Here is a 26,403-nt window from a genome sequence, read left to right as displayed (position 1 = left end):
ATCGATGGTGCTGTAGTTCACCGCGTTGATGGCCGACATGCTGTAGACGGTGTTCAGCGGGTTGGCGCTTACGGCGCGCAGGTTCAGCGTGGTGTTCTGGCCGTTCAGTGTGATGGCGCCGGTGCCGCTCGCTCCAAAGGTGTTCAACTGGAGGGTGCCTTCATTGACCACCCAGTTGAAGTTCGCCCTGGCTGTCTGATCGAACGTCATCTGATCCTTGCTGATGGTCAGGAGACCGGTGCCGAACTTCGTGACCTGGCTGGCCGCAATGTCCGCGGTCATGGTCATGGTGCGACCGTTCTCGATGTAGATGAGGCCTTCCTTGTTGCCGGCGCTGCCGAACTTCAGGTTGGTGCTGACGGTCGGGTTGCCACCGCTGACCAGCAGACCACCCATCTCAGTCCCTGCTTCCTTGAAGGTCACGGTATTGATGCGACCGGCTCCGCTGCTCAGGCTGGCGTTGTTCAAGCGCAAGGCATAGAGCACGGCGTCATCGGTCATCACCGGGCTCACCGAGTTGACCGTCACACGATCCGTGCCCGCCGTGAGGCCGGTCGGGAAGGTCGTGGTGGTCACCGTCTGCGTGTAGGTGACATCCTGCACCTGCTTGTTGCCGCCCACATCCACGATGGTCACAAAGTTATTGCTGAATCCGTTGATGTAGTAACCGGCCATCATGCCGTTGGAGAGCGCCGGCAGTGCTCCGGCGATACGCAGGTTGTCCGTGTTGTTCGCCGAAGTTCCGAACGTATCTCCTGGCACAAACACCATCGTACCGTCGCCCACGCGGGTGAGCGATGAAGTGATGAGGATCTGGGCCGCGGTGGGACTGGCGGGATTGATGATGCTGATGCGGGAACCACGCTCAAAGGTGAAGGCGCCCACCGTTTCGGTAATCGCCGTGCCCGACTGAGACTGGAACAGGAAGGTGGCGCCATTCAGCGCAATGCCTGTGGAATCCGCCCAACGGTCGCTGTTGTTGCCTGCGGTTCCGGAGTTGCCGTCCAACGACAGGATGGAACCCGGATGCAGGTTGATCACATTGGTGTTCGCGCTGCCGGTGCCATTGACGAACGTACCTGCCGTGCCACGGGCGGTGAGCGTGCCAAACACATCCACTGCTCCCGAGCCCAGCGGGGTATTGGCGCCACCGGTGGTGATGATAGCTGTGGCAGTGTTGGTACTAGCACCAAAATTTGGCATCACCACGGTGCCGCCACCATAGTCGTTGGTGTTGTTGAAGGCGACGCTGCCGTTCACGTTGGTGGACAGGTTTCCGACGTACACTTTCGCAGTGAGGCCCGTCAGCACGCTGTTGCTCGTCGCGGTGAAGCTCAGGGTCTGCTGACCACCACCCAGACGGTAGATTTCATTGGTGTCACCGTTGTACACGTTGCCCAGACCTGCGACCAGCGAGGTGGCGGAATAAGTGCCCCCTCCGTTGTCCGCAGCCAGCCACATGCGGCCATTGCCGATGAGCGACATGTTCAAGGTGTTCCCGTAGGTCCCTTCAATGCCAAGGAGACCGGACGAATCATCGTGGATGAACTGGAGATCGTTATTGAGGAAGTCCGGCGTGATGGACGTGTTGCGCAGGTCGACGCGGGACATCACCAGCGGAGTGCTGTTCACCAGGATCTTCTGCATGTTCACCGGATCAGACTGGTTCGCCAGGTTGCCCGGGCCTTCCAGACGAACGACGGCGCCGTTGTTCACCCGGATGAGACCGGTGCCAATCATGGCGTTCGGATTAGCCGCGGCGTTGTCACCGAAGCGAAGCTGGCCAGCGTTCACCACGATACCACCGCTGAGAGTGCTGGTGGCGTCATTCACCCAAAGCACCCCACCACCGTTCTTGATGAGGTAGAGGCCAGCCTTGTCGGTGCCGCTGGAGCCATCCTTCACCCCGTAGAGCACCAAGTCCTGCGTGTTGTTCAAGGTCGCGGTACCGCGCAGCAAGACGCTGCCAAACTCCGCCACATAGCTGTTGCCTGTCTGTACGGTGAGCGTTTGGGAACCAATGTCCAATGAAGCAATGCGCACGTGCTTGGTCGTACCACCCACACCGCCGCCGGGCGAGCCCATCGCCGCTGCCGTGGCGATCTGGTTGAGATCAATCGTGGAGCTGCCGCGCACGATGAAGTTGTTCGCCATCGTGAAGCGCTCACGATTGGTCCCGGTGACATTGCCATCCACCCTCAGGTTCAACTGACCGCCAAGGAGGGTGACATCACCCGTGCCAAAGCCACCGCGATCCAGCGCCGTGGTGGCGTTTGTGGTGTTGGTCGAGGTGGAGGACTTCGCCCGGACTTCCATGGTACCACCCATGAGAATGGTGCCACCTGTGTAGGTGTTCGCCGTGGTCGTGTTGGCCAGGATCATGGTCGGCACCGGATTGAGGCCAGTGACGATCTGCTGGGCGCGAACCAGGGTACCCGCGCCGGTCACTTCACCAAACAGCACAATGTTGGCGCCTGAGTTTTCCGTGCGGAAGAAGACGTTCCCGCTGGGGCCGAGGTTCGTGGTCCCAAGAACACCGAAGGAGAAGTTGTTCCCGCCCGAGACCTGGAGGGTCTGGCCCTGCTCACGGCTCTCAGGAGTGGCGTCCGCTCCCGTGATGCCACTGAAGGTCAAACTCGCCGCGCGAATCATGACTCCGGTGGTGGTGCTGCTCTGGTTCACATCAATCAGGGCGAGCGGATTGTTCTCCCCGATCAGGATGTGATTGGGAATGTCCACGAACACGTTGTTCGCCGAGCCACGTGCGCGGAGCTGCAGGGTGGCACCCGTGCCATTCTGCGTCGCACCCGCACCGTTGATGATGATCGTGCCGCCATTGCCCGCCGCCGTATTGGTGGCCGCAGTATCGGTCGTGGCGAAGTTGCGCACCGCCAGCGTACCGGCATTCAGCACCACATTGCCCGTGAAGGTGGACTGGGGGACTTCCAGTGAAAGAATGCCCTGTCCGTCCTTGATGATCGACGAGGCGGAAATCTGGCCGGTGGCGTTGTTCGAGCTGTTGCCGATGAACAGCGTTGTCACCTCAGCGGCTGCGTTGACGACGTGGAAGATCGCCTCGCCCGTGCCCCCGCCGTAGACCGTATTCAGGTGCAGCGCGACACTCTCACCGCCGCCGGCAATCACACCACCACTGCCGATGTTCAGCACGTCTGTGGCCTGATTGGTGGCGGTCCAGATGGAGGCGGTGGAGTTGTTCACCGAGTCATAACGCAGCGCCCACACGCTCAGCGGACCGCTCGAAAGCACCGGATTGGTTGCCGTCATCAGGAGACGATCCGTGGCTGCCGCAATGGCGCCAGTGGGCGTCGTCGAGGTAGAGGAAACGCTCCACCCGGCATTCACAAACCCGTTGGGACCATACGTGACAAACTGTCCATCCACGGCATTCCAAATCCATGGGGCCACCATGTTGTTGACTACCGGCACGCCGCCAGTCACGGAAATGCGCTCGTCCGTACCCAGCATACCGGCCGTGCCCAAAGTAGCGGCGCTGTTGTGGTTGGCCTGGGCCAGTCCCTGAAGTGTCAGCGTGGCATTGGCGCCGCGGACAAGGCTCGCGAAATTGATCTGCATGTAACGCGCCTGCGTACCCCGCTGGACCACGACACCGGAGCCACCCTTCACCGTGAGGGCTCCCACATTTTCCACCAGGTCCATGGTCATGGAGCCGGTCACCCGCAGCGACGAGCTGTCGAGCGTGATTCCCGCGTTGTCCGCCCAGCGTCCCTGGGTGGTGGCTGCCGGGGGAAGTCCACCGTTGGTGTTGTCAAAGCGCAGTTCGCTGCCGCCGCGGAGCATCACGCTGGTGGCGATGTTCGCCGTGTTGGCCGCATTCACCATGGTACCCTGATCGCTCAGGATAAAGGTGCCGTAGACTTCATAGGTCGAGGACGCGAGCCGTCCGCGGAGATCCAGCACGCTGCCGCGATTGACCAGGGTGCTGCCCGTGTAGTTCTGATCGGTATGGATCATCACCGTGCCCGTGGTGTTACCCACGCTGGCATTCTGGGCGGCGATGCTGCCTACGACGAGGCGGTTGGCCACTCCCGCACGTGAACCGTCGGAGAGGATGTTGTCGAAGGCCAGGTCGCTGCCGATGTTCAACGTGCTGGCTCCCCCGCCAAGGCGGTAGATGTTACCGACGCCAGCACCGAGGGTGGAGGCATTGTAGCTGCCCTGCAGGCCGATGTTGTTCGAGGCGGAGCCGAGGAACCAGGTGCCGTCACCGATCGCTGCCATGTCCAGCGTCTGAGTGTAGACGGAGCCAAGGGAGAGCACACCGGCGCCGATGTTCGTGGCGAGGGTGAAGCTCTGGCCCACTTGATTGGAGCCGGAACCACGCGACAGAACGGCGGCCGCGCCGTAGCCGTTGGCCGCACGCAGGTTGAAGTTCGACAGGGCTTCGTTGGAAGCCAGGCGAATCATGCCGTAGTTCGTGAGGCTGCTGTGGATCTCAGTGATCTGGCCCACTGCCACGTTGGTGGAAGCATTGAACTGAATCGCCGCGCCTGCCTGCACGAAGATGTTGCCCGCGCCCACCTTCGCCGTGTTGCTCATGTTGAAGGTCTGGTAACCAACGCTCTCCTGGGTGCCAAAGAACAGGGTCGCCTGGTTGATCCAGGTGCCGCCAGTATGGGTGGCGGTGCTGTCCGCATTCACGAAGACGCTCTGGTTACCGTACTTCAGGAGCGTGCCGGGCATGACAATGTTGCCATTCAAGGTCACGATCACAGAGTCGTTATGAAGGGTCATGTCCTTCACCGCAGTGGTGGTGCCATTGATCCAGGCGCTGTAGTTGTTGCCACCGTTGAAGCTCGTTATTGGCGAACCCAGTGTGCCACCCACGCTCAAGTTGTTGAACCAGATGGCTTTGTTCTGCGCCACTGAGTTGAGGGACCAGCGGTTCAGGTTGATCGCGTTCACATTGCCGGAGGCAATGAAGTTGCTGTTTTCCACACCGAAGAGACTGCCGGACTGCAGATTGTTCGTCTGGAAGGTCGTGATGCGCTGGAGGTTTTCCAGTCCATTGCCTTCATGGCGGATGTTGAGGGTGCCACCGCCATTGATGGTGATCGTGCTGCCATCCACCAACGGGTTGGAAGTGGTGCCATCACTCATGCGCACTTCCACGAGGCCCTGCATGATGTCCCAGGCCGCAATGCCCGAGTTGGCATTCGTGCCAGCATCCGAGTTCGTGAGGAACAAGGTGCTCTGGCCGGTCTTGGTCACCTTGGTGGCGCCGGTACCGGCCACCTTGCCGCCGAAGACCACATTTCGGGGAGTGTTGATCTGGGTATCCCCTGCCAGCGTCGTGGTGCCGCGGACAAACAAGCCGGTATCCGTAGCGCCATCGAAGGTGATGGCGGAAGCATCAATCTTCAGGCTTCTCACCGCCGAGAACGCACCTGTGGTAACAACATTGTTGTTGTAGATGCGGCTGGTGGTATTGCTCGATCCGAAGTTGTTCTGCGCACTGACCACAATGTCATAACCACCCTGGGCCGTGGGTCCGAAGGTGAGCACATTGAAGCCATCCTCGGTTTCATGTTCGAGAGTGCGCAGTGAATTGAGCTGGAGGGTACCGCCCGCGAGGGTGATCGGTCCGGTGCCCAGACCCTGGTATTCGTCCACCCGCAGTACACCGGTGGCCATGTTCGTAACGGCAAAGTTGCCGCTCAGAGCCGTCTGGCTGCCCAACACGTTGGAGCTGATGATGGTGCCCGCATTGATGGTCGTGCCACCGGAATAGGTGCTGTTGCCGATGAGCTGGACGTTGCCGGAACCGCTCTTCACAAAGGCAAGCGCGCCGGTGCCGTCGGTCATCGCACCCTGGAAGGTGGTGTTTTGGTTGTGACCGCCAATCACGAGGGTGGCAGCAGCGCCGTTGTTCGTGATGGTGCCGGTGGCGACGTTGTTGACGATGTTGACGCTGAATCCAGCGAACCCGAGGGACAACCCGTTTAAGTCGAACACGGAGGTCTCATTCACATTCAGGTTCACCCCGCTGATGTTCACGCCATTCACCGGTCCGAGTCCGGAGATATTCAGGCTGGGCAGGCTGGCGGCGCTGGCGAATTTCACCGAGCCTTCGTTGATTACGAAGTTGCGGAGGTTGGAGTTCGCCGCTGGAGCCATCACATTGTTGGTGCCGCCAATCAGCAGGTTGCCGGCGCCGAACTTCACGAAGTCCGTCGCGGTGAAACCACCCGTGATGCTGGAGAATCCAGTACCGGACTGGCCGTCACGCACATAGACAAGGGCCTGCTTCAGGTTGGCTCCGGTGCCGGTGCCGAAGAGCAGGTTCGCGCTGATGTCGACCGGCGCGGCGCCATTGATGATCATGCCACCGCTGCCGATGAGCAGGCGGGAGGTGCCATCCGTCGGCGTGATGTTCACCGAGGTGCGCAGCGAGTTGACGGCGATGTCGCCGGCTCCCACCACACCGTTGGCGAGAATGCTGATGTCCGCATTGCTGGTAGCGGCCGATGCGGAGAGGCTGGTCACGTTTAGTGAACCGCGATCAATCAGCAGGAAGCCGTTGGTCGCATCATAGCGGGTGAACTCAGCATCCTGGCTCGCGCCATTTACCTTGGCTACCACCGTCGGAGTGGTCAGCATGTTGTTGGTGTTGCCCGGTGCGCCCGCGGTGACCATCAAGCGATTGCCAACGCCGAGGTCCGCCAGCGAGTCGAGTTGCAGCACCAACGTGCCATCTCCCACGCGGTTGAATGCGGTCGAAGCCGTGAGCTGGGCAATGCCCGTGCCGCCCGTCGCCTTGGTGAGGCGGATGTTCGCACCCGCGCCGTAGTTCAGCGTCGGGATGGAAAGCGCCATGTTCGTGTTCACACCACCGGCGTTGTTGAGCTGCAGGGTGCCGCCATGGATGGTGATGCTGCCCGTGCCAAACGGCGTGGAGCTCGTGTTCACCGTGGTGGAGACCACACCGCCGCCCACTCCGCGGCCGTTCTGGACGCCATTGAGGGTAACATTGTTCTGCGCGAGACCACCGATGATAAGGTTATCAAACGAGTTCGCGAAGGTCGTGCCAACGGTCGCGGTACCCGCGAAGGCGGTGGTGTTCGCATTGTTCAGCACCAGGGTGCCGGCACCGGACTTCACCAAGGAGACCGTTCCACCGCTGATGTCGCGGATTTCTCCGTTCCAGGTCAGCGTGGCCCCGCTCATCACATCGATGCCATTGAACGAATTGGCCGTCTGCAACAGGATCGTACGGCTTGAGCTGAAGGTCGCGGCCGCCTGCAGCGAAGTCACGGTCTGGAGTGTGTTCGCCGTGTTGTTCACCCCGCGGATGCGGATTTGGGCGGCGGAGTTTGCCACGTTGTACTGACCGCCGGTCGTTGCGCCCACATTGGCGCTGCCAAGTGCAGTATCAGCACTCACGCGGAGGATGCCACCATCAATAAAGATACTGGTGCCGTAGTTTCCGTCGGAGCTGAGGATGTTGGCGAAGGTGTTGACGGTGGTCGCCCCACCCAGCACCAGGGTGCCGTTGCCGGTCTTGAGGAAGTTCATCCCCTGGGTGCCGGTATTGGTCATGCCCGCATTCCAGGTCACCACACCCGTCGTGTTGTTCACCTGGAACACGCGGTTGCGCAGCGTGTTGTCGGTGTTGATGTTCACACTCGTCGTGTTTGCGAACGTGAGGTTGTAGCGACCTCCGAAGAAGACGTTCGCGTTGGCGTCAACACCAGTGAAGGTGCCGAAGGGATTGACCACGGTGCGGTCCGCCCCGTAGGCCTCAAACATCCCAAAGGAGCGAACGTTGCCGCTGAACGAGGCTGTATCAATGCCCGAGAGGACAATCGACCCCGTGCCGAACGGCCCTGAGATGATGTTCGTAGGCGCAGCGGCAGTTCCCACGTAGTAGCTGTCCGAAGCAATCTGGATACGACCGCCACGGATGGTGGTGCCGCCGGCATAGGTGTTGCGGCTGATGCCAGTCGGATCCGACGAGGAGAGGCGGATGGTGCCGCTGCGGCCGTTGTTGCCGGTATCACCCAGCACCAGGGCTCCCTGGCCCGTGATGGCTCCACGGAAGTCGATGCCGTTGCTCAGGTAGCCATTGCTCCCGCGCAGCGCACTGACGGTCAGAGTGGCGCCACTGTTCACCAGGACATCCGCATTCACGGTCACCTGGAACGGTGTCCAGGCGCGCAGTTCACCGCTGGACGTGTAGATGAGATCGCGGTTGATGACCACCTGGCCGGCAGCCATCACGCTGCTTCCGGAGACCATGATGGGGGTATCGCTGATACCGAAGGCGCCAGCCTGGTTGGCGATGATGTCGCTGTTGAACCACACGGCCCCGCCACCCAGGGTGGTGGTACCCTGATAGGTGTTCTTGTTGTTCAGGACCAATTCTGCAACACCCGTCTTGGTGAAATTGCTGCCATCCGCACCGCTGATGACACCATTGACCACCATGCGGCTGGAGCCGTTGATGATGAAGCTGCGCGGGGAACCGACGCCACCGGGCGACATGTTGATGTTCCCAAGCAGCACGAACTGGGAGTTGCCGTCACGGAGGAAGTCCGCGGTCAGGTCGATGTCGTTCACCAGGGCGATGTTGCCCGAGAACTGCGACATCTGGCCGCCATTCATGATGAGTTTGCCCGTGCCATAGGCGAAGCTGTTCTGTGGCTGGATGATGCTGCCCACATTCACGCGGATATTTCCGCTGAAGTCCTGGCGGGTGAGTCCGCCCAAGGTACCACGAGTACCCAGCAAGCCACCGCCGTTGCTGCCGAGATCACCAATCCCTGCGCCCACTTCGACACTGGCCGTACCGGTCAGCACGTTTTCAAAGATCGCGCCACCGAAGTTCATGAGCGTGCCGTTGCCACCGCCGAGGCGGTAGACGTTGCCCGCGCCCGCTCCGAGCGTCTGGTTGAGGTAGTTGAAGTTGTTGAACGGCGTGTTCACAAACGGGATGCTCTGCACCGTACCGCCGATGAACATCTTCCCGTCGCCCAAGGTGGCCATGTTGATCCCTGTATAGAAGGAGGCGACGTCAATACCAAGTACTCCACTGAAGCCGTTGAGGTTCGTGGTCTGAAGTTTCACCTGCCCACCCACCGGCGTGCCAACAGTGATGAACGAGGGCAGCGCACCGCGGCTGTAGCCCAGAGAAATGCCGGATAGACCAAGATCGTCGCTGATCAGCGTGACCGGATTGTTGGCGATATTGGAGAGGTCCTGAATGCGCAGGAATCCACCGGGCTCCACCGTGATGGCTCCGGTGCCGAAGGGCGTGCCGGTGCGGGTGCCGGAGGACACGATATTCGGTACCGAGCTGTTGTTACCACGGATGAAGGTGCCGCCGCTGTAGTCGTTGGCGCCGCTGGCGAGTGTGAGGATGTTGCCTGTGCCGGAGGTGTATTTGTCCAGCGGACCAGTGCCGGTGACCTTGCCTGTGAAGGTGGAGCCCGCGGCAGAAGCGTTGCCAGTGTCGATCTGGTTGATGCGGCTGGCTGCGATCAAGGTAGTGGTGCCCAACACTTCAACGCCGTTACCCAAGGTCAGCGTGATGGTGCTGTTGGCCGTGAGGGCCGGACCGGAGTTCGCAAACGTCAGGTTGTTGATGGTTTGGCGGGTATGGGTCGCGGAGCCCCCGGTGTCAACCACACGCAGCGTGGAGTCACCCGTGATGGTCACATTCAAGTTGCTGTTCGCAGTGCCACGGACGTTCGTGGCGTTCTGGCTGTGGGTGCCGCTGTTGTTCAGCACAAAGCCGTCCAGGGTCAGCGTGGCGTTGTTGCCCGTGAGGGTGACGTCCTGGCCGTTGAGTGCACCCGCGCCGCCGATGCCGTTGCGAACGGAGAGAGTGCCCTGATTCACCGTGATGGGTCCGGTGAGGAGGGTGTTGTTGGAATTGATCAGAAGGGTGCCCGTGCCGAACTTGGTCAGGCCATTGCTGCCTGTGATGTTCGCGTTCACCGTCGCTGTCTGATTGCTGGCAACAAAGACCATCGCCTCGGCAGAGCCGAAGTTCAGCGTCATGTTCTGCAGGGTGCTGGCAGTTCCCGTGAGGCCCGTGTTGTGGATGACCGCCGTGGTGTTGACAAGCAAACCACCGCTCACAATGGTGAGCGAGTCATTGGTTCCGGAGGCGTTGATCGTCCGGCTTGTGCGCAGGGCGTACACCGTGGCGTCGCTGGTCAGCGTAAGGTCCGCCGTAGTCACATCGACGATGTCGGTCGCCGTCAAGTTCGCCGGAGTGTAGGTGCCGGTGGTGATGATGTCCGAGTAGGCAAGGGTGCCCGCCACCGGGGTGGCGGTGCTCTGGATGGACTGGAAGCCTGAACCGATGCCCATGGCGTCATATCCCATGAACGTGTTGTTCTGGGCATCAATCATCCATGGGGCCACCATGCCACCATTGACGACTCCCACGCCGTTGTTCGTAACGCCTCCGCGCGCCAGCACGCTGGTCGTGATGATGCGATCCCAGTGGTTGGGGTTGCTGGCGGGGATGCCGAGCTGGGCACCGGAGGACAGCACTGAAAGGGTGCCTCGATCCTCTCGGGTCAGGTTGCCAATATTCAGGGTCGCGCTGCTGCCACCCGTGCCGGATCTCACCACCTGGAGGGTGCCGCCCTTGCGGACAATGACGTCACCAATGGTTTCCACGCTGCGGTAGTTGGCGGCCCCGTTGAAACGGAAGACACCGCCGTTCAAATCCACCGCGCCCTGATCATCCCAGCGGCCTTCGCCACCAGCGACTGTGCCGGGAGCATCATTGATGATGACGTTGCCGCCCGGACGCAACACAATGGTGTTGGCGTTCGTGGGGTTCGCACCGGTGGCGGCATTCACGAAGGAGGCTGATCCATTGTAGCCAGGAGCGTCTGGGGCCGTTTGCAACGTACCGTAAACTTCCACGATTCCCGTGCCCAGCGGCGTAGCGCCACCAGGAGCTGCTCCTGTGTCCAGCTGCACTGTCGTGCCCTTGGTGATGAACGAGCCGCCGCTGTAGTTGTTGGAGTTACGGATGATCACCGTGCCACCCAGGTTGGTGACGGAGTTGGCATTTCCGGTGTTGAGGACGTTGCTGCGTTCCGAACCAAACTGCACTCGCGCAGTACCGGTCAACACATTGTCAGAGCCGCTGAAGGCCAGCGTGCCACCAGCTCCACCAGCAAGGCGGTACACATTGCCGGCGCCAACGCCAAGGGTTGTGCCAAGGTAGTTGACTTCGGTACCGATGCCCGAGGCCAGGTAGGCGCGACCATCGCCAATCGCACCCATGTTCAGGGATGTATTCCACATCGAGCGGCCCAGGAGCAACGCGACATTCTGTACGCTGGCGAAGTTGGTGCTGTTGAGCACCGTGGGGTTGAAGTCTTCGTCCAGGGTGATGCTGCCCAAAGTGTTCATGTAGCTCAACACGCGCAGCTTGCTCGGATCATTGATGCTGCCATTGCCCGCAATACGAAGGGTCGCACCCGGGAAGACACGGACCAAACCAGTACCCAGTGGCGTACCGCTGGTGGCGGTGATCTGGACCGAACCGGAGATCACATTCAGACCACCGGACCAGGTGTTGGCGTTTCCAGAGATGACGAGCGTACGGAATTCATTCACCGCACCACCGGTCTTGTTGAGAGCGCCCGTGCCAGTGATCTTGCCCGCAAGTTCAATCCGCTGGCTCGGCCCGTTGGTGGGCTGGTTGATGGTGGCATACTGGCCAAGGATGTTCGTGTTGTCCTTCACAAGCAGCCCGTAGTTGGTCGCGGGAGCGGTGAACGTCACGGCCTGCGTGCTGGCACCCACGTTTGCGGTGTTCGCACTCAACGTGATGACGTTTGTCGTGTGATTGATGGCCGTGATGACAGAACCTGCGGTGACGTTGGTCCCCGACACCACCATGCCTACCGCCAGACCGGAAGTGGACGTGACCGTCATGGTGTTGGTGTTTTGCGGCACCGTGATGCTCATGCTCACGGTGGGCGTCGCGGTGGGCGCAGTGAAGGTGATGGTCTGCGTGGATTGCGCCACGTTCGCATTCACCACACTCAGGGTGACCTGATTGTTCCCGTAGTTGATGGCAGTAATTACTGCGCCCGCGCCAATGTTGGTCCCCGTCACCTGCATGCCGACCTGCAAACCGCTGGTCGACGGCACGGTGATGATGGTGTTGTTCTGGGTCACGGTAACGTTTGCCACCGCGAGTACGGGGGACATGAGCGTCAACGTACCATTGTTGAGGTTCAGCGTGCTGACCTGGATGGTGTTGCCAAGGGTATTGGTGGCAGAGCCAGTGGCTCCAAAAGCGCGATCCAACGTGATCGTGGCATTGCCCTTGAGGTTCAGCGTCAATCCGCCGACGCTTTCGTTGCCAAACACCGTGTTGCCGTTTACGCCGGCACCGTCACTCTGAAGCACGAGGGTGCCGCCATACAGATCCACAGCACCAGTGGCTGCACCACCGTAGCCGCCCAGACCATAGTTGCTCTGCACCGCCAGGGACCCCTGGTAGAGTTTCACACCGCCGGTGAAGGTGTTGTTGCCAGCATCGGGAGATTCCGCGCGCGGGCCACCGAGGGTGAGCGAGCCATTCCCTGTCTTGGTGAGAGTGATGGCCCCACCGATGCGCCCGGAGTAAGCTCCCGTACCATAGGTAATGGTGGGTGTTCCCGCAGCCGTCGCATTGTTGCTCAGCGTGACGGAAGTGCCGCTGGCAATGGAGGTGATGATTGTACCGACAGGAATGCCGACGCCTGAGACGGACATTCCCACATAGAGATCCGACGTCGAGCTCAAGCCGGTGAGCGTGTTGCTTCCCGACGTGGTGGTCCCCGCACGGACGGTGGCGATGCCCGGGCCGCTGACGTTCAGTACGGCAGGAGCGGCGCTGGTGATCAAGCCACCGGATGAGCCACCGGCACCTGCAATGCTGTCGACCGAGATCGAGTTGCCATTCAAATCGAGTGTCGCACCCTTGTTGATGTACACATCAGTGGTCATCCCGACGAACTTGCCGCCACTGCTGAGGCGTACGGTGCCTTCCTGAATGTTCAGACCCGTTGCAGCCGCGCCGCTGAAGATGGTAGCGTCGCCGCGAAGTTCCAGCGTGCCAGGGCCAAATTTGGTGAAGCCATTGGCCACCAGGGACCCGGTAAAGGCCGCGGTGCCGGAAGTGAAGTTGTTGGCCACATAAGCCACGCCTTCACCCGAGCGGTTTGAACCGCCAGCAAAGCCCGATGGATCGAAGATGACTGGAGCGCTGATGACTGGAGCCGCGCCTGTGCCATGCAGAATGAAGCCGCCCTGCCCTGCTCCCGCCACGGTGGCGCCCACGCTTACAATGCGAAGCGCGGAGTTACCACTGGTGCCGATGTTGCTGCTCGTGCGGATGGCATATCCTGTGCGATTCCCCGTGAGAACCTGCGCCGTGGTGAAGTCCGCCACACTGGTTCCGTTGAACGCCACGTTATTGATGTCGGTGACAGTCGCGCCGCTATAGGCCACGAATCCGTTGGTGGCATCATTCGCCAGGAACGTGGGCGTACCCGCCCCGTTCACCCCCACAATCGTGGGTGAGAAAATGCCGTTCACCACGGCTGACGCACGGGCCACGCCGAACACGTTCGTGGCAATCACCCTGGCCCCGCCATTGCCTGCCTGTCCAAGGTTCAGTGCTGAACCCACATCAATGACCAGCGTACCGTTGTTCACGCGGTTGATGTTCTGCACAGCGATTTGCGTCGAAGCTGCCGCCGTGTTGTCCAAGCGGAGGTGACCGCCACCGCCAGCATTCAGCGTGACCGTGCTGCCACCAGCGACGTTGATATTGGAACCATTCTGCACCAGGGCATAGATGCCACCCTGCAAATTGAGGTTGGACGCTGCTGCGGAACCGACCGTCAAGGCAGTGTTGTTGGCCACTGCGGTGGTGATGGTGGTGTTGAGCGTGATGACGTTTCCATTGATGGCCACAATGTAGGAGCCAGCAGGGATGTTTGTCCCAGAGACCGTCAATCCCACGTACAACCCGGTGGCACTGGCCACGGTGACCGTGTTCTGGCCCACCGCGCCTGCGGTGGCAGTCACACCAGCGACGGAGGAAATGAATGCGTTGCTGGACGTTACGGCGTAAACACCTTCCGAGACCGTCAGGTTCTGCACCGCGCTTCCGTTGAGTGCGACCATGGTGCCGCCACCCAGCTTGATCAGCGTGCCGGTGCCAGTCACCGCACCGAACGTCGCGAGCGTTTCTCCGGATGCCACGTCAATGGAACCGGTTGCGAGGGCCGCAATGGCTCTCGATGTGGTGAAACTGTCCGTGATGGCAAGTGTACCACCCGTGGAGCGCGAACCCGTGAGGTTAATCGGGCCACCAACTCCGGTGAGAGTCACCACCTCGCCAAGGTTTGCATTGGTGGACACTTCAACACGGCCACCAGAAATATTGAGGCCGTTGAAGCTGTTGTTGCCATTCAACTTCAGGACCCCATTGCCATTCTTGGTGAAGGTGAGGCCGGAGATGTTGCTGGAGGCGCTCTGCACCACCGTGCGGTTGTTGCCCACGGAAATCGTGCTCGCCGCATTCAACACGGTGATGTCATTGTTTAGATTGTAGTTCACATCGTAGAAGGCCAGCGCGCCTCCGTTCAGCATGATGTGAGAGGCTGCATTGATGGCCCCGGCGCTGCCCACGGCAAGGGTGCCTGCGTTAATCTGGGTGAATCCGGTGTACGTGTTCGTGCCGGTCAGGGCGAGATACCCTGCACCTGCCTTGACAAGGTGATTCATGGCGACGCCAGGGCCGTCCTGAACCGTGCCTGCGAAGACGACCCGGGCATTCAAGTTGTTCGTGGTGACGGTGCGGAACGCGCCCGCGCCCGTGCCAGCGTCGCTGAGACTGATGTCGCCGTTGAACGTGAAGTCCACACCGTTGGCATCAATGATGGCATCCCCCATGAAGACGACATCGTTGGAAAGATTGATGCTCTTGGTTAGGCGTCCAATACCCTGGTTGCCATTGGGTCGCAAGGTGCCGCCGTTGAACACAATGGTGGATGTGCCCAGCGCCATGTTGTTCCCAATTTCCACGGTCTGCCCCAAGTTGATGTAGGCATTCCCACCAAAGCTGTTGATCGAGTTCACCAAGATGGTGCCGCCGCCGAGCGCGGGGGCGATGCTTTGCGCCTGTACGTTATTGCTGATAGCTCCGAACTGGACCGAATTGCCGGCACCCGAGAGTACCGCGGAATTGATCCACAACGTGCCGCCACCACCGCCCAAGCGGTAGGTGTTCCCGGCACCCACACCAAGGGTGGTCGCGGTATAGGCCGAGCCCTGGGCAATCGTGCCGCCCAGGAAGGTACGTCCGTTGGCGATGGCTCCTTGATTGATGACCGAGCTGTAGCCCGCCACGTCAATGGCGATGACGCCATCATAGTTCGCTCCGTTGTTGTTGAAGGTCACCGAAGACAGCGGGACCGCCCCCACATACTGCATGGAGAGCACGCCGAGGCCCGACATGTCGCTGTTGATCACGACGCCCTGGCTGATGTTGTCCGCATGGACAATGCCCAGCGCGCCACCGGGCTGTACAATCAGAGTGCCGGAGCCGAACGGTTTGCTGCCCGCTGCACCGCTCACGCTGTACACGAGGCCCTGATTTACGGTGAAGGAGGCGTTGTATCCGGCATTGTTGCCGCCAATGTTCACGGAGCCGCCTGAGCCCCACTTCTGGAAGCTGCCAGCTCCGGCAATCCCACCCCAGAGGTTCACGGCGTTTTCCGTCATGAAGGAGACGTTGGCATTGAACGTGGACACGCCTTCGTAGCTCATGGCGCTGTTGTTTGTGGCTCGATAAACAGTCGGTGTGCCAAAGGCAGAGCTGGTGCTGTTGATCGTCAGGCTCTTGAGGATCATGTTGTTGCCACCAATGTTTGAGTCCGCATTGATGATGAGGTCGCTCCGATAATACTGGTTGGCGACGTCGCTGTGGATCTGGCCAGCATTCAAAATCACACGGTTGCTGTCGGCGTACGGATTGGCAATATCACCACCGAGAGCCCACAAATTGTTGAAACGGAACCATTGGTGTCCGCTCAACACAATATCTCCCGTGAGGGTGTTTCTATTGTCACCACTGATGCGCATATCACCAGTGCCCCACTTGGTGATACCTGCCGCAGTGATGGTTCCGGACAGGTTGGTAATGCCCCCTGTGGCTGGACGGTAGATGAACAACTCACCCGGTGTGGTGATCTTCGCCGTGATGTCAATGTCGGCCGTATTGGTCAGAATGAGTCCTCCGCTGGCAAGGGTGATTGTATCGTTGGCCCCAGAGGCAGTAATCGCCTGGCTGGTGCGCAGGGCGTAGATGTTTGTGTCGTCGCCCAAAGTCTGGGTGCCGCCGGAGACATCGACTGTCGCCGTCCCGGTGTTGAGTCCAGTGGTGAAGGTTCCGGTGGCAGTCATCCGGTGGCTGTATCCCACCTGGCCGGCTCCCATGGTAGCGGCACTGATGAGCGGCTGAAGTCCGAGGATCGAACCTTGGTTGCTAAGGAAAGTGTTGTTGTCGCCATCGACCATCCATACCGGAGCGATGCCCGCGATGGCTCCCGAACCCGTCATGGTAGCACCCGCGTTGGCGGCGAAGGTCGGATTCAGCACGATGAGGCGCTCATAGGCAGTGGCGGCATTGAGAATGTTGGCGCCGCTGGTATCGACCACAAGAACGCCCCTGTTGCTTCCACGGACAATGTCATTGACGATCAGAGTGGCCGTACCCGAGTTGATGCGAGCCATTCCCAAGGTGCCGGCACCGGTTCCAAGCAGGACATTGCCAATGCGTTCCGAACCGTCCAGGTTGCTCCCCCCCTGGTAGCTGAACGTGCCTCCGTTGAGAGTGATACCGACATTGTCACCCCAGCGCCCTTGTCCGCCCTGGCCGGTGAAGACCCCGTTGTTATCGCTCACGCGCACCATGCCGCCTGCCATCAAGTTAATGACATTGGCATTGTCATTGGCAGTGCTGCGGAAAGCAGAACCCTGTGCGCCTTCATAAACGAGCGTGCCGCCCTGGCGTACTTCCACAATACCGCTGCCCAGCGGCGTGTTCGCACTGGCAATGTCCGCGCCACCCACGTTCACTGCGAGCGTGGAACCGTTGTTCACGATCGTGCCACCCGTGTAGTTGTTGGAATTCATGATGACGGTGATGCCCGTCGAGTTCGGATTGAGTACACCGCTCACGGTGACCCCGGGATTGATAACAGCCAACGTATAGGAGCGAATCGGCGAACCCAATTCCAAGACGTTGTTTCCAGTAAACGTGTTGTCGACACCCGAGAATACAAGGTTGCCACCGTTGTGATTGGCACCCACACGGTACCGGTTCCCTACCCCGGCCAGCAGGGTGCCCACGAACTGCACACCGGTGCTGCCGTACGCCTGGTTGAATGCCCCCAGGAACTGCATGCCGTCACCAACCTTGGACATGTCGATGGTCCCCGAGTATGAGGGCACGCCGAGGGCCAGCACGTTGTTGATGTGAGAATTCAAGCCCGTGGTGAGGAACGGCGTGGTGATGCTTTCATTGCTGTCAAGAACGAGGTAACCCAACGCGCTTGTGTTGCTCAGGATCTCCACATCGGACACGCCCGACAAGCTCCCCAGGCCGGCAATACGCAGGGTGCCACCGGGATTCACCACGACCTTGCCCGTGCCGAGCGGATTACCGCTGGTTGAGGTCACCTGAAGGACACCTGCCAGGACGTTTGTACCACCATTGTAGGTATTGGTGTTGCCGCTCACCACCAAGTATCCGAGACCCGTCTTGTTCAACGCGTAACTGCTGGTGCCATCGGTAATGACGCCGCTCAATTCCATCGCCGTGCGCGCAGCGTTGGGCAGGGTGTTCACTGAGAAGACAGAACTGTTGCCTCCAATGGTAGTCGTACCAGCGAAGCGGATGAACTGGAGGTCCGTGGTCGGGTTGACATTGAAGGTGACGTTGCCGACGTTCAGATTTCCGAACTGGATGCGCTGATCGTTGAATCCGTTGGTGCCGTTGGCGTTGTTATCCGTCAACCAGTTCACGTTTGTACCGGTGACCTTGACATTGACGCCCAGCGTGGACTGGTTGCCAATAATGGTGGCATACCCGACTCCGGTACCGACCGGGAACAGCGAAAGCGTACCGCCCTGAATTTCAAGATCCCCTGGCATGGTGCCATTGGCACCGCCAAAACCATAGACATTGTCCAGGCGCACCGAACCGGAACGCAGCACAAATCCACCCGTGTTCGTGTTCAAATTGGCCAGCGGGTTCGCGCTGGAAGCCATGACGAGGTTCAAGGCCCCCGTACCGCCCTTCACGATCTTGGTTGTACCAACACCGTCCTCGAAGGTTCCGGTCCAGGAGCGGTCCTGGGTGCCCACGATCACCAGCGTTCCCGGGCTCGCGCCTGAGTTGGTAATCACGCCCGCGGTACCGCTGATGGAAGCGACCTTGACCGTGCCGCCATTGAGATCGAGTGCGGCAGCATCATTAAGCACCACGCCAATGGAGGCGGGCTGGGACGTCCCCGATCCAAACTCCACTGCACCGGACTGCACGGTCAGCACGCCCTGGATGTTGTTGGTGCCACTGAGAAGAAGCTTGCCCGGGCCGAACTTGGTGAAGTTCCCCGAGTTCACCGAGCCGCTAAGCGTCGCCTTGCCGCTGGTATAGCCACCGCTCACATAGACCACGCCTTCACCGTAGCCCGCAACGTCCACGTACGGAAGTCCGGCAGTGCCCAGGTTTCCAAAGTAGAGATCGGTACTGATGACGGGTGCGGCTGAACCGGCACCGTTGATCAGAATACCGCCCATGTTGGTGGCGGAGGTACTCACGATGCGCAGGGCGCCACCAGACACGTTCGCCGTGGTCTTGAACGCATAGATGTCATTCACCCCGGTCAGGTTCTGGGTCGTGGTGATGTTTGCCACCGCGGTGCTCTGTGCGCCAGAGAGGCTCGTGACGGAAGTAGTGGGCGCACCAGCCACGAAACCGTCCGTGGTGTTGTAGGTCACAAAGTTCGCATTGTTGTTCGCATCCGTGGTCACAATGACCGGAGCGATGATGCCGTTCACATTGGCCGAGGCCGCGGCAACACCGAGAATATTGGTGGTGACGAGAAGGCGCGAGCGGGCGCCGGAAGTACCTCCCAAGGTACCGCCAGGAGAGATAACCATGGTCCCCTGGTTGACGCGCACGAGGTTCGCGGCGGTGGCCTGCGAGTTGAAGGCGCCCGTCTGATCAAGGCGGAGGGTGCCACCACCAGCGAACTGGAAGGCGTTCGCTCCGCTGCCAAGGGTGATGGTGCTGTCGGCAGTCGCCAGCAAGCGAAGGACGCCGCCGTGGAGAATCACGTTGGTGTCACCAAACGGAGTGCCGGTCGTGACCGAGGTCTGAAGGGTACCTTGGTGGATCAGCGTGTTGTTCTGCAAGTTCGCAGTGTTGGCCAGAACGAGGGTACCCTCGCCAACCTTGGAGAGGTTGCCGCCGCCGTCTGCAAAGGCGCCCGTCAAGGTGACGGTCTTGCCCGCCACCACGTCGATGGCGCCCGCAGTGCTCATGGTGACCACACGGTTGGTGGTGAGGTTCTCGGCGAAGCGCAACACCGGCACCGCCACCGTGGCGTTGCCATAGTTGGCGCCATTGGGGTTCTGGGCGTTGTTGTTGAAGGTGATGCCACCAGGGGTAATCGGGTTGCCCAGGTTCGCGTTGGTGGAGACGACCACCACGCCCTGGCTGAGAATGAGGCCGGTGAAGCTGTTGTCACCCTGGAGAATCAAAGTACCGCCGCCCTGCTTGACGAGCGCCGCGCTGCCGCGCCAGTTGGAATTGGCGCTCTGGGTCATGACGCTGCCTTCGCTCACGTCCACACCGCTCGCCGCGATGAAGTTCAGATCCTTGTCAAAGGTGAAGGAGGAGTTCCAGAAGCTCAGGGCGCCACCGTTCAGGTTCACTTCACGGTTCACACCCAGGTTGTTGTTGTTGGAAACGATGATCGTGCCGGTGTTTACCTGGGTCACACCGGTATAGGTGTTGTTACCCGTCAGACGCAGCGCACCGGCGCCTGCCTTGATGATGCCATTGTAAGCGCTGTCGCCATCGCTGATCACACCGCTGATCGTGATTATTCCGCCGCCAAGCTGGTTGAACGGCGAGGTGTTCACCGTGATGGTTCGCATCGAGCCGCCCACCGCATTGTCGGAGAGACCCACGGTCCCGGCGAGGGTGAAGTCAGCAGCGCCGTTTAAGCTCGAGTTGAAGACAACGTCACCCGAGAACTTCACATTGTTGGTCAGGGTGATACCATTAACGAATCCGACCGCACGACTGAAGGCGCTCTGGATGGTGCCGCCGTTGAAGATGAACGTGCTGGTGCCAAAGGCAGCCGGCGTGCCGATGGTGACGGTCTGGCCGGCATTGAAAATAGTCTGGCCGGTGTAGTTGTTTGTCTGGTTGAGAATGGTGGTGCCGCCACCGCCATTCATGGCCACGGAGTTGCCCTGGACGGTGTTGTTCAGCGCGCCGAAGTGGACCGTTACATTGCTGCCCGTGAGCTGGTTTGCACGGTTCATGCTCAAGGAACCGCCGCCGCCGCCGATCCGGTACACATTGCTGCTTGGCGCCAGGGTGCCGGTGAAGGTCGCTGCTGCGAAGGCTTGGCTCACACTGGTGCCTGCCGGGGTGCCGCTGACACTGCCCAGGAAGGCCGTGCCGCCAGCGAGAGTGCCCATGTTGAGGTTCGAACTGTAGCCCGCCACATCAATGGCCACCACACCGCTGTAGGGACCGGACATATTGGCATTGTTGAAGGTGATGGCCGGCAGGGCCCCGTGGTACCCCAGGGAGATGATGGCGAGACCGGTGAGATCGCTATTCATCGTGATCCCACCCGTAACATTGGTGGCATGGGAGATGCGCAGTGCAGCGCCGGGATTGATCGTAATCGAGCCCGTGCCGAAAGGCTTGGCGCCCGAGGTGCCAATAGCCGAGGCCAGGAGACCCTGCTGCACCGTGATGGGGCCAGCATAGGCGCTGTTCACCATGAAGGCCACCCCACCTGCACCCCACTTCTCAAGAGTGGCTCCCGTGCCGCTGAGTGCCCCCTCGAAATAGCTGATGTTGTTCACACCTGCGGGCGTAAAGTTCAGGATGGCGGCCTGGTTCAGCGTGAGTCCGCCAGTGAAAACCACACTGCCAGTATTCACAGTCAGGATGGTGGGATCGGGAACTCCGCCCTGCCGTGCGGCAACGGTCACGCTGCCCAGTCGCAGACGGGCGTTGTTCACGGAGGTCAGCGTGGAGTTGTTCACCGCAGTGACGTTATTCAGATAGTTCGCGGCCCCAGCCGTGGCACCGGTGAGGTCCAGGTTGCCGCCTGCCAGTCGCACCTCGTTGGCCTCGACCACATAGGGGCTGTTGGGATTGGAGCGGGTGCCGATGGAGTTCGGGTTGGCAACGATGAGGCTGCCCTGATTGATATTGATGGTGCCCGACAGCAATGCGGTGGCTCCCGCGCCGCGGTTATCCCCAGTGAGTGACAGGGCTCCCGGACCAAACTTCGTCAGCCCGGTCGCATTGAAAGTGCCGGACAGGGTGGTGGTGAAACCGGATGTAGAATTGTAGACCACCGCTTCCCGGTTGCCGCCGGTGCCAAAGGCCCAGTTGTTCGCGTGAGTCTGCGAGGCGGTGCTTCCAAAGATGACGCCCGCACCATCAGGGATCGGCGCATTGGCCCCAATCGTGATCGTCTGGGCTCCGGTGATGGCAATATTCCCCACACGGAGTGCATAGACGTTTGCCCCGGCTGTGAGGGCGACCGCGGTGGTCAGGTCGACCTTTTGATTGGCGGTGGCGCCCTGCAGGAGGGCAGCGGTGGTCGCCGTCACATCATAGGTGATGGCTGCGATGCCTGCGGCGCCATAGGTCACGAAGGTCGGGCTGGCCGCCGTGCTGTGCTCGATGAGCCAGGGGGCGAGCATGCCATTGGTCAGCAGCGAAGCCGGCGCTGTGCCATTCAGGCTGTTGATGAGAAGTTTGGTGTCGGCGCCACCAAGCGTACCGCCGGTAGTCAGGAAGGTCATCGTGCCGCCATCCACACGATTGAGGCTGCCCACCGTCACCACGGCATTGTCCGCAGTAGCGGCTCCGCGGGCTACTTCCATCAGGTTGCTGCCCTGGAAGTTCACCGTGCCGAACGTTTGCGGCGAAGTCACCGCGCTGGTGGAACCCACATAGCGGATGTTTCCTGAGCTCAGGTTGAAGGTCGCGCCGCTTCCGATGCGGTGATTCGTAGTCCCTGTGATGAGGGCGTTGTTGTTGATCACCAAGCCCACGATCTGTCCGGTGACAGGGGCGAAGTTGGTGTTCATGATGTTGAAGGTCGTGTTCCCCAACTGCGGGCCCGTGCCGGTGTAGTTTCCGCTCAGGGCCAGCTGGCCGAAGATGTTCAGCACACTGGCCGCAGGAATGGGATTTTGAATCGTGTTCGCCGCGTTGATGTCGAGAGTGCTGCCACGATTGATCGTGGTGCTGCCGGTGTAGTTCTGGGCGAAATTGTAACGCACCGTACCCGTGCCACCGCCGAAGCCGGAAATCACATTGTTATAGGGAGAGCCGATGACGACGCTGTTGTTTCCAGTGAGCAGGTTGGCCGCGCCCATGATGAGCACGCGAGTGGCAGCATCGTTGGCACCCAAGCGGTAGACGCCACCGTCTGCGCCAATGGGAGCCGTGGTGCTGATGGTGCGGTCACCGTTGCGAGCGCCCAAGAACCACGCTCCGTTACCAGCGGCATGGCTGCCGATCTGCGACATGTCGATCGTATTGGCACCGGTCATATCGACGTTCCCCAAGCGGAACGCCGCGCCGATTGGGCTTGAAGTGATTGAATTGGCAGATGAGCCGATCGCGAAATTTGCAACGGTTTCGAAACTGCCGAAGCTGGCCGTCATGCTGGTCGTAGTCGGACCAGCGCTGGGCGCGGTCGCACCCTGGTGTTGAGTAGTGACCGTGGTGAGCGTGGAGTTGACGGCAATCTTCTGCTTGATCGTGTTCGCCAAATCCAGGTACAGGGGGTCAATAGAGCTGATGCGCAATTGACCAAGCGGCGAAACGTAGACAGGACCCGTGCCCAGTTTGACCGCGCCCACATCCGCCAACAAGACACCAAAATACACATTGGTACCGCCCGTGTAGTTGTTGGGGTTGGTCAGGCTGTTGTTGGACAGCTGGACAAAGCCGGAGTTCGTGTAACGATTCAAGGCACCATCACCCGTAACCTGTCCATTGACACGGAACGTCAGTGTGCCAGTGCCGGCATTGCTGATCGAGGTGGCAGGTCCACGCAGGGTGAGCGTGCCGTTGACGGTGATGTCATATTCGTTCGCACTCGTCAGGGTCAGGGTGTTGTTGTCAATCGTCAGGTTGTTGATGATGTGCGCAATATTTGTAGGCACACCTGTCGCCGACGCCGTATTGATGGTCGCATTCCCGCGTACAAAGATGTCGTTCGGGAGATTGAGAGCACCATCGCTGAACAGACCCAGCGTGCCGCCGGTGTTCAGGTAGATATCACTGGAAGCCGCGGCTGAGCCGAAGGCATTCGACGTTCCGATACGCAAGGTGCCCATGTTCACGAACACGTCACCGGTGTAGCCGAGGCTGGCGCCGGTGATGGTCTGGATGCCAGTACCCACCTTGGTGATCGAGCCAGTGCCAATGAGCGTGCCCGCGAAGGCTGCGGGGCTGGTGCCCGCGTTGCCCAAGACGAGGTTCACCGCGCCAAAATCAAGTGCGCCCGTTCCGGAGAGGCCACCCAGTTGAACCGTGGTGAAAACGCCGAAGTCCAGAGGATCCGCGCCACCCACATCCACCGCGACGTTTTGCAGGGCATTCGAGACACCCAGCACCACCTTGCCGCCAGCGATGCGCATCGTACCATTGAAGAACTGGACCGTGCCCAAGGTCAGCGAGCCGGCACCGGTCTTCACGACCGTGATGTTGTTTCCAAGGAGTGAAGTATTGAGCAGGATGTTATCCGAAGCGACGTCCGTGCGAATCACAAACTCACCTGCGGTGGTGGCAAGACCCGCACCACCGGAGATGGTGGAAGTGCCGCCGCCGGCCTTGAGCAGACCACCCGCGTTGGTGAGGGTCAATGTGGCTCCAGCACTGAGGTTGATGTTTACTCCTGCGCCATCCAGCTTGAGGGTCTGCAAAGAGAGGTTGCCCAGAGTGGCCGGGGTAACATTGACGGCGGCATGGGTGCCTCCGGTCAGCGCATTAAGGAGGGAAGTGCCCGCATCGCTGCCGTAGACCATTCCGCGCACGAATCCGCCAGCATCATAGACAGCGTAGTTGGAGCCGTTGTAGTGGAAGGCGCCACCCATCACGCCAGCGGCCTGGCCAGAGGTGAGGACGATCTTGTTCGTGGTGCCGTTGGCGCCGCCGGAAGTGACAAAATTTACCGCCACACCCGCGTTGCGAGCCGTGATCGACGAGAAGGTGATGGACGAATTGCCAGCGCCACCGTAGGTGGAGACGACGGTACCACCGCCACTCGCAGCGTTATTGAGCGTCAGGGCACCCAAGGCGAGATTGGAGCCTGCTCCACTGCTGAGATATTCAAAGGAGCCACCGCCAGCAAGGATGAGTGCGGTAGCGCCCATGGAACCGCCCGCGCCCGCGTTGAGGCGCAGCGTGCCATTGAGAACTGAAGTCGTACCGGTGTACGTATTCGCCCCCTGCAAAACGAGGGTGCCGGCCCCCGCCTTGGTGAAGCTGAGTCCAGTGGTCATGGCCCCGGAGAAGGTGCTCGTACCGGAGGTCTTGTTCACCGTGAAGGTGTTGGCTCCCGTGGCATCAATGGTGCCGGTGCCGCTGAGATCCGCCACGGCGGCGTTCACACCGCTGAGGCGCATGGTGCCGGCAACAAGATTCAAGGCATTGACCCCACCGGAGTTGATGGAGCTGGCGTTGCTTAGAATGACCGTACCGCCGAGAATCGTCAGGCCGCCAGTGAAGGCATTGCCGCCACTGAGGTTGAAGGTGCCGCCGGTGGCATCTAAGGTGAGATGACCAGCACCGGAAATGCTGCCGGAAGCAACAGTGGTACCGCCCGCGCTCGCAAACAGGGTGGCGGCCTTGTTCAGCAGGATATTCCCTGCAAAGGTGGTGGTGCCCGTGGTATTGATGCCGCCGATGCGGATGGTTCCGGTATTCCCGGCCTGGACCGTAATATTACGAGACATCGTCAACGTGCCGCCCATGGTGATGGCCGCATCTTGCGAACCAGAGGTGTCACCGAGCAGTACCGCGGTGCTGGAATTACCCAGGGCGCCAGCGGCGGAGACAGGTGCCGCAGCACCCACTTCAAGAGTGCCGGCGAGCACACGCGTGGTACCCGTGTAGGTATTGAGACCGGAGAGCACCACCGTGCCGCCCCCGGGGGCAACCACATTGACGTCTCCCACTCCGGAGATGACGCCCGTCTGGAAAGTGGTTTTTTGCAGCGTGGAAGCGCCCGCGGTGAAGTTGGCGGACTTGTTGAGGACGATGTTCCCGGTGAAGGTGGAAGGCGCTCCGGTGCCATTTCCGCCCAAGGTGATCAAACCGGAGTTCCCCGCTTGCACGGTGATGTTCCTCCCCACGGCAACGCCGTTGGAAAGCAGTGATGCATTGGCAGTTCCGGAAGTCGCACCCAGCAAAACCGCCGAGGTCGCATTGCCGAAGGCTCCCGTACTTCCCGAAGGCGCATCGCCGTCGAGTTGCACTGTGCCGGCATTGATGGTAGTGGTGCCCGTGTAAGAACTGACACCCGAGAGGATGAGCTTGCCCGCACCGTCCTTGGTCAAGCTGCGTCCGGCCACGTTTTCCGAAATATCCCCGAAAATTGCCAGGGTGTTCGTGGTGGAGTTCTGCAAGATGCTCAGGTTATCGGTGAGACGGAGATCCACGTTGATGGTCTGGTCGGCGGTCGTGCCGAGCAGCATCTCGATCAGCGCGGTGGTCGAGGATCCATCCATATTGATGAACGCGCCCGTCCCATCGAAGTCGTCCAGTGAATACGCTGTATTTCCATTGAATTGAATCGTGCCGACGGTGGGATCACTGCCGGAGATAACCAGAACCGAACCCCCGCCTGCGAGAGTGTTGAATGTGGCAGTGGCACCAGTGGCGTTAGGCACCCCGCCCGTCCAGTTCGCCGGATCATCCCAATTATCTTCAAAGCCTCCTGCGTTCCAAGTCGCCCCAAGCGTGACGGGCATCGTGGTAAACGGCACCAGGAGAACTAGCATGAGTCCGACGAGACGCATGAGTGGTGAGGGGCCAGTGTTTTTCAT

Annotated in this window: 1 protein-coding gene (running past one end of the window); it reads right to left on the bottom strand. The window is 60.5% G+C overall.

From position 1 onward, the window contains the following. Positions 1–26,403, bottom strand: the 5' portion of a protein-coding gene (locus tag G5S37_RS05575; protein ID WP_165201647.1) for an autotransporter-associated beta strand repeat-containing protein. 3,717 nt of this gene lie to the left of the window's left edge; 26,403 of the gene's 30,120 nt are visible here — the first part of the coding sequence; the start codon lies at positions 26,401–26,403; its stop codon lies off the left edge, out of view.

Source organism: Roseimicrobium sp. ORNL1, from assembly GCF_011044495.1.
Lineage (GTDB): Bacteria > Verrucomicrobiota > Verrucomicrobiia > Verrucomicrobiales > Verrucomicrobiaceae > Roseimicrobium.
Note: the sequence above shows the minus strand (reverse complement) of the source record. Positions and strands in the feature narration are given on the sequence as shown.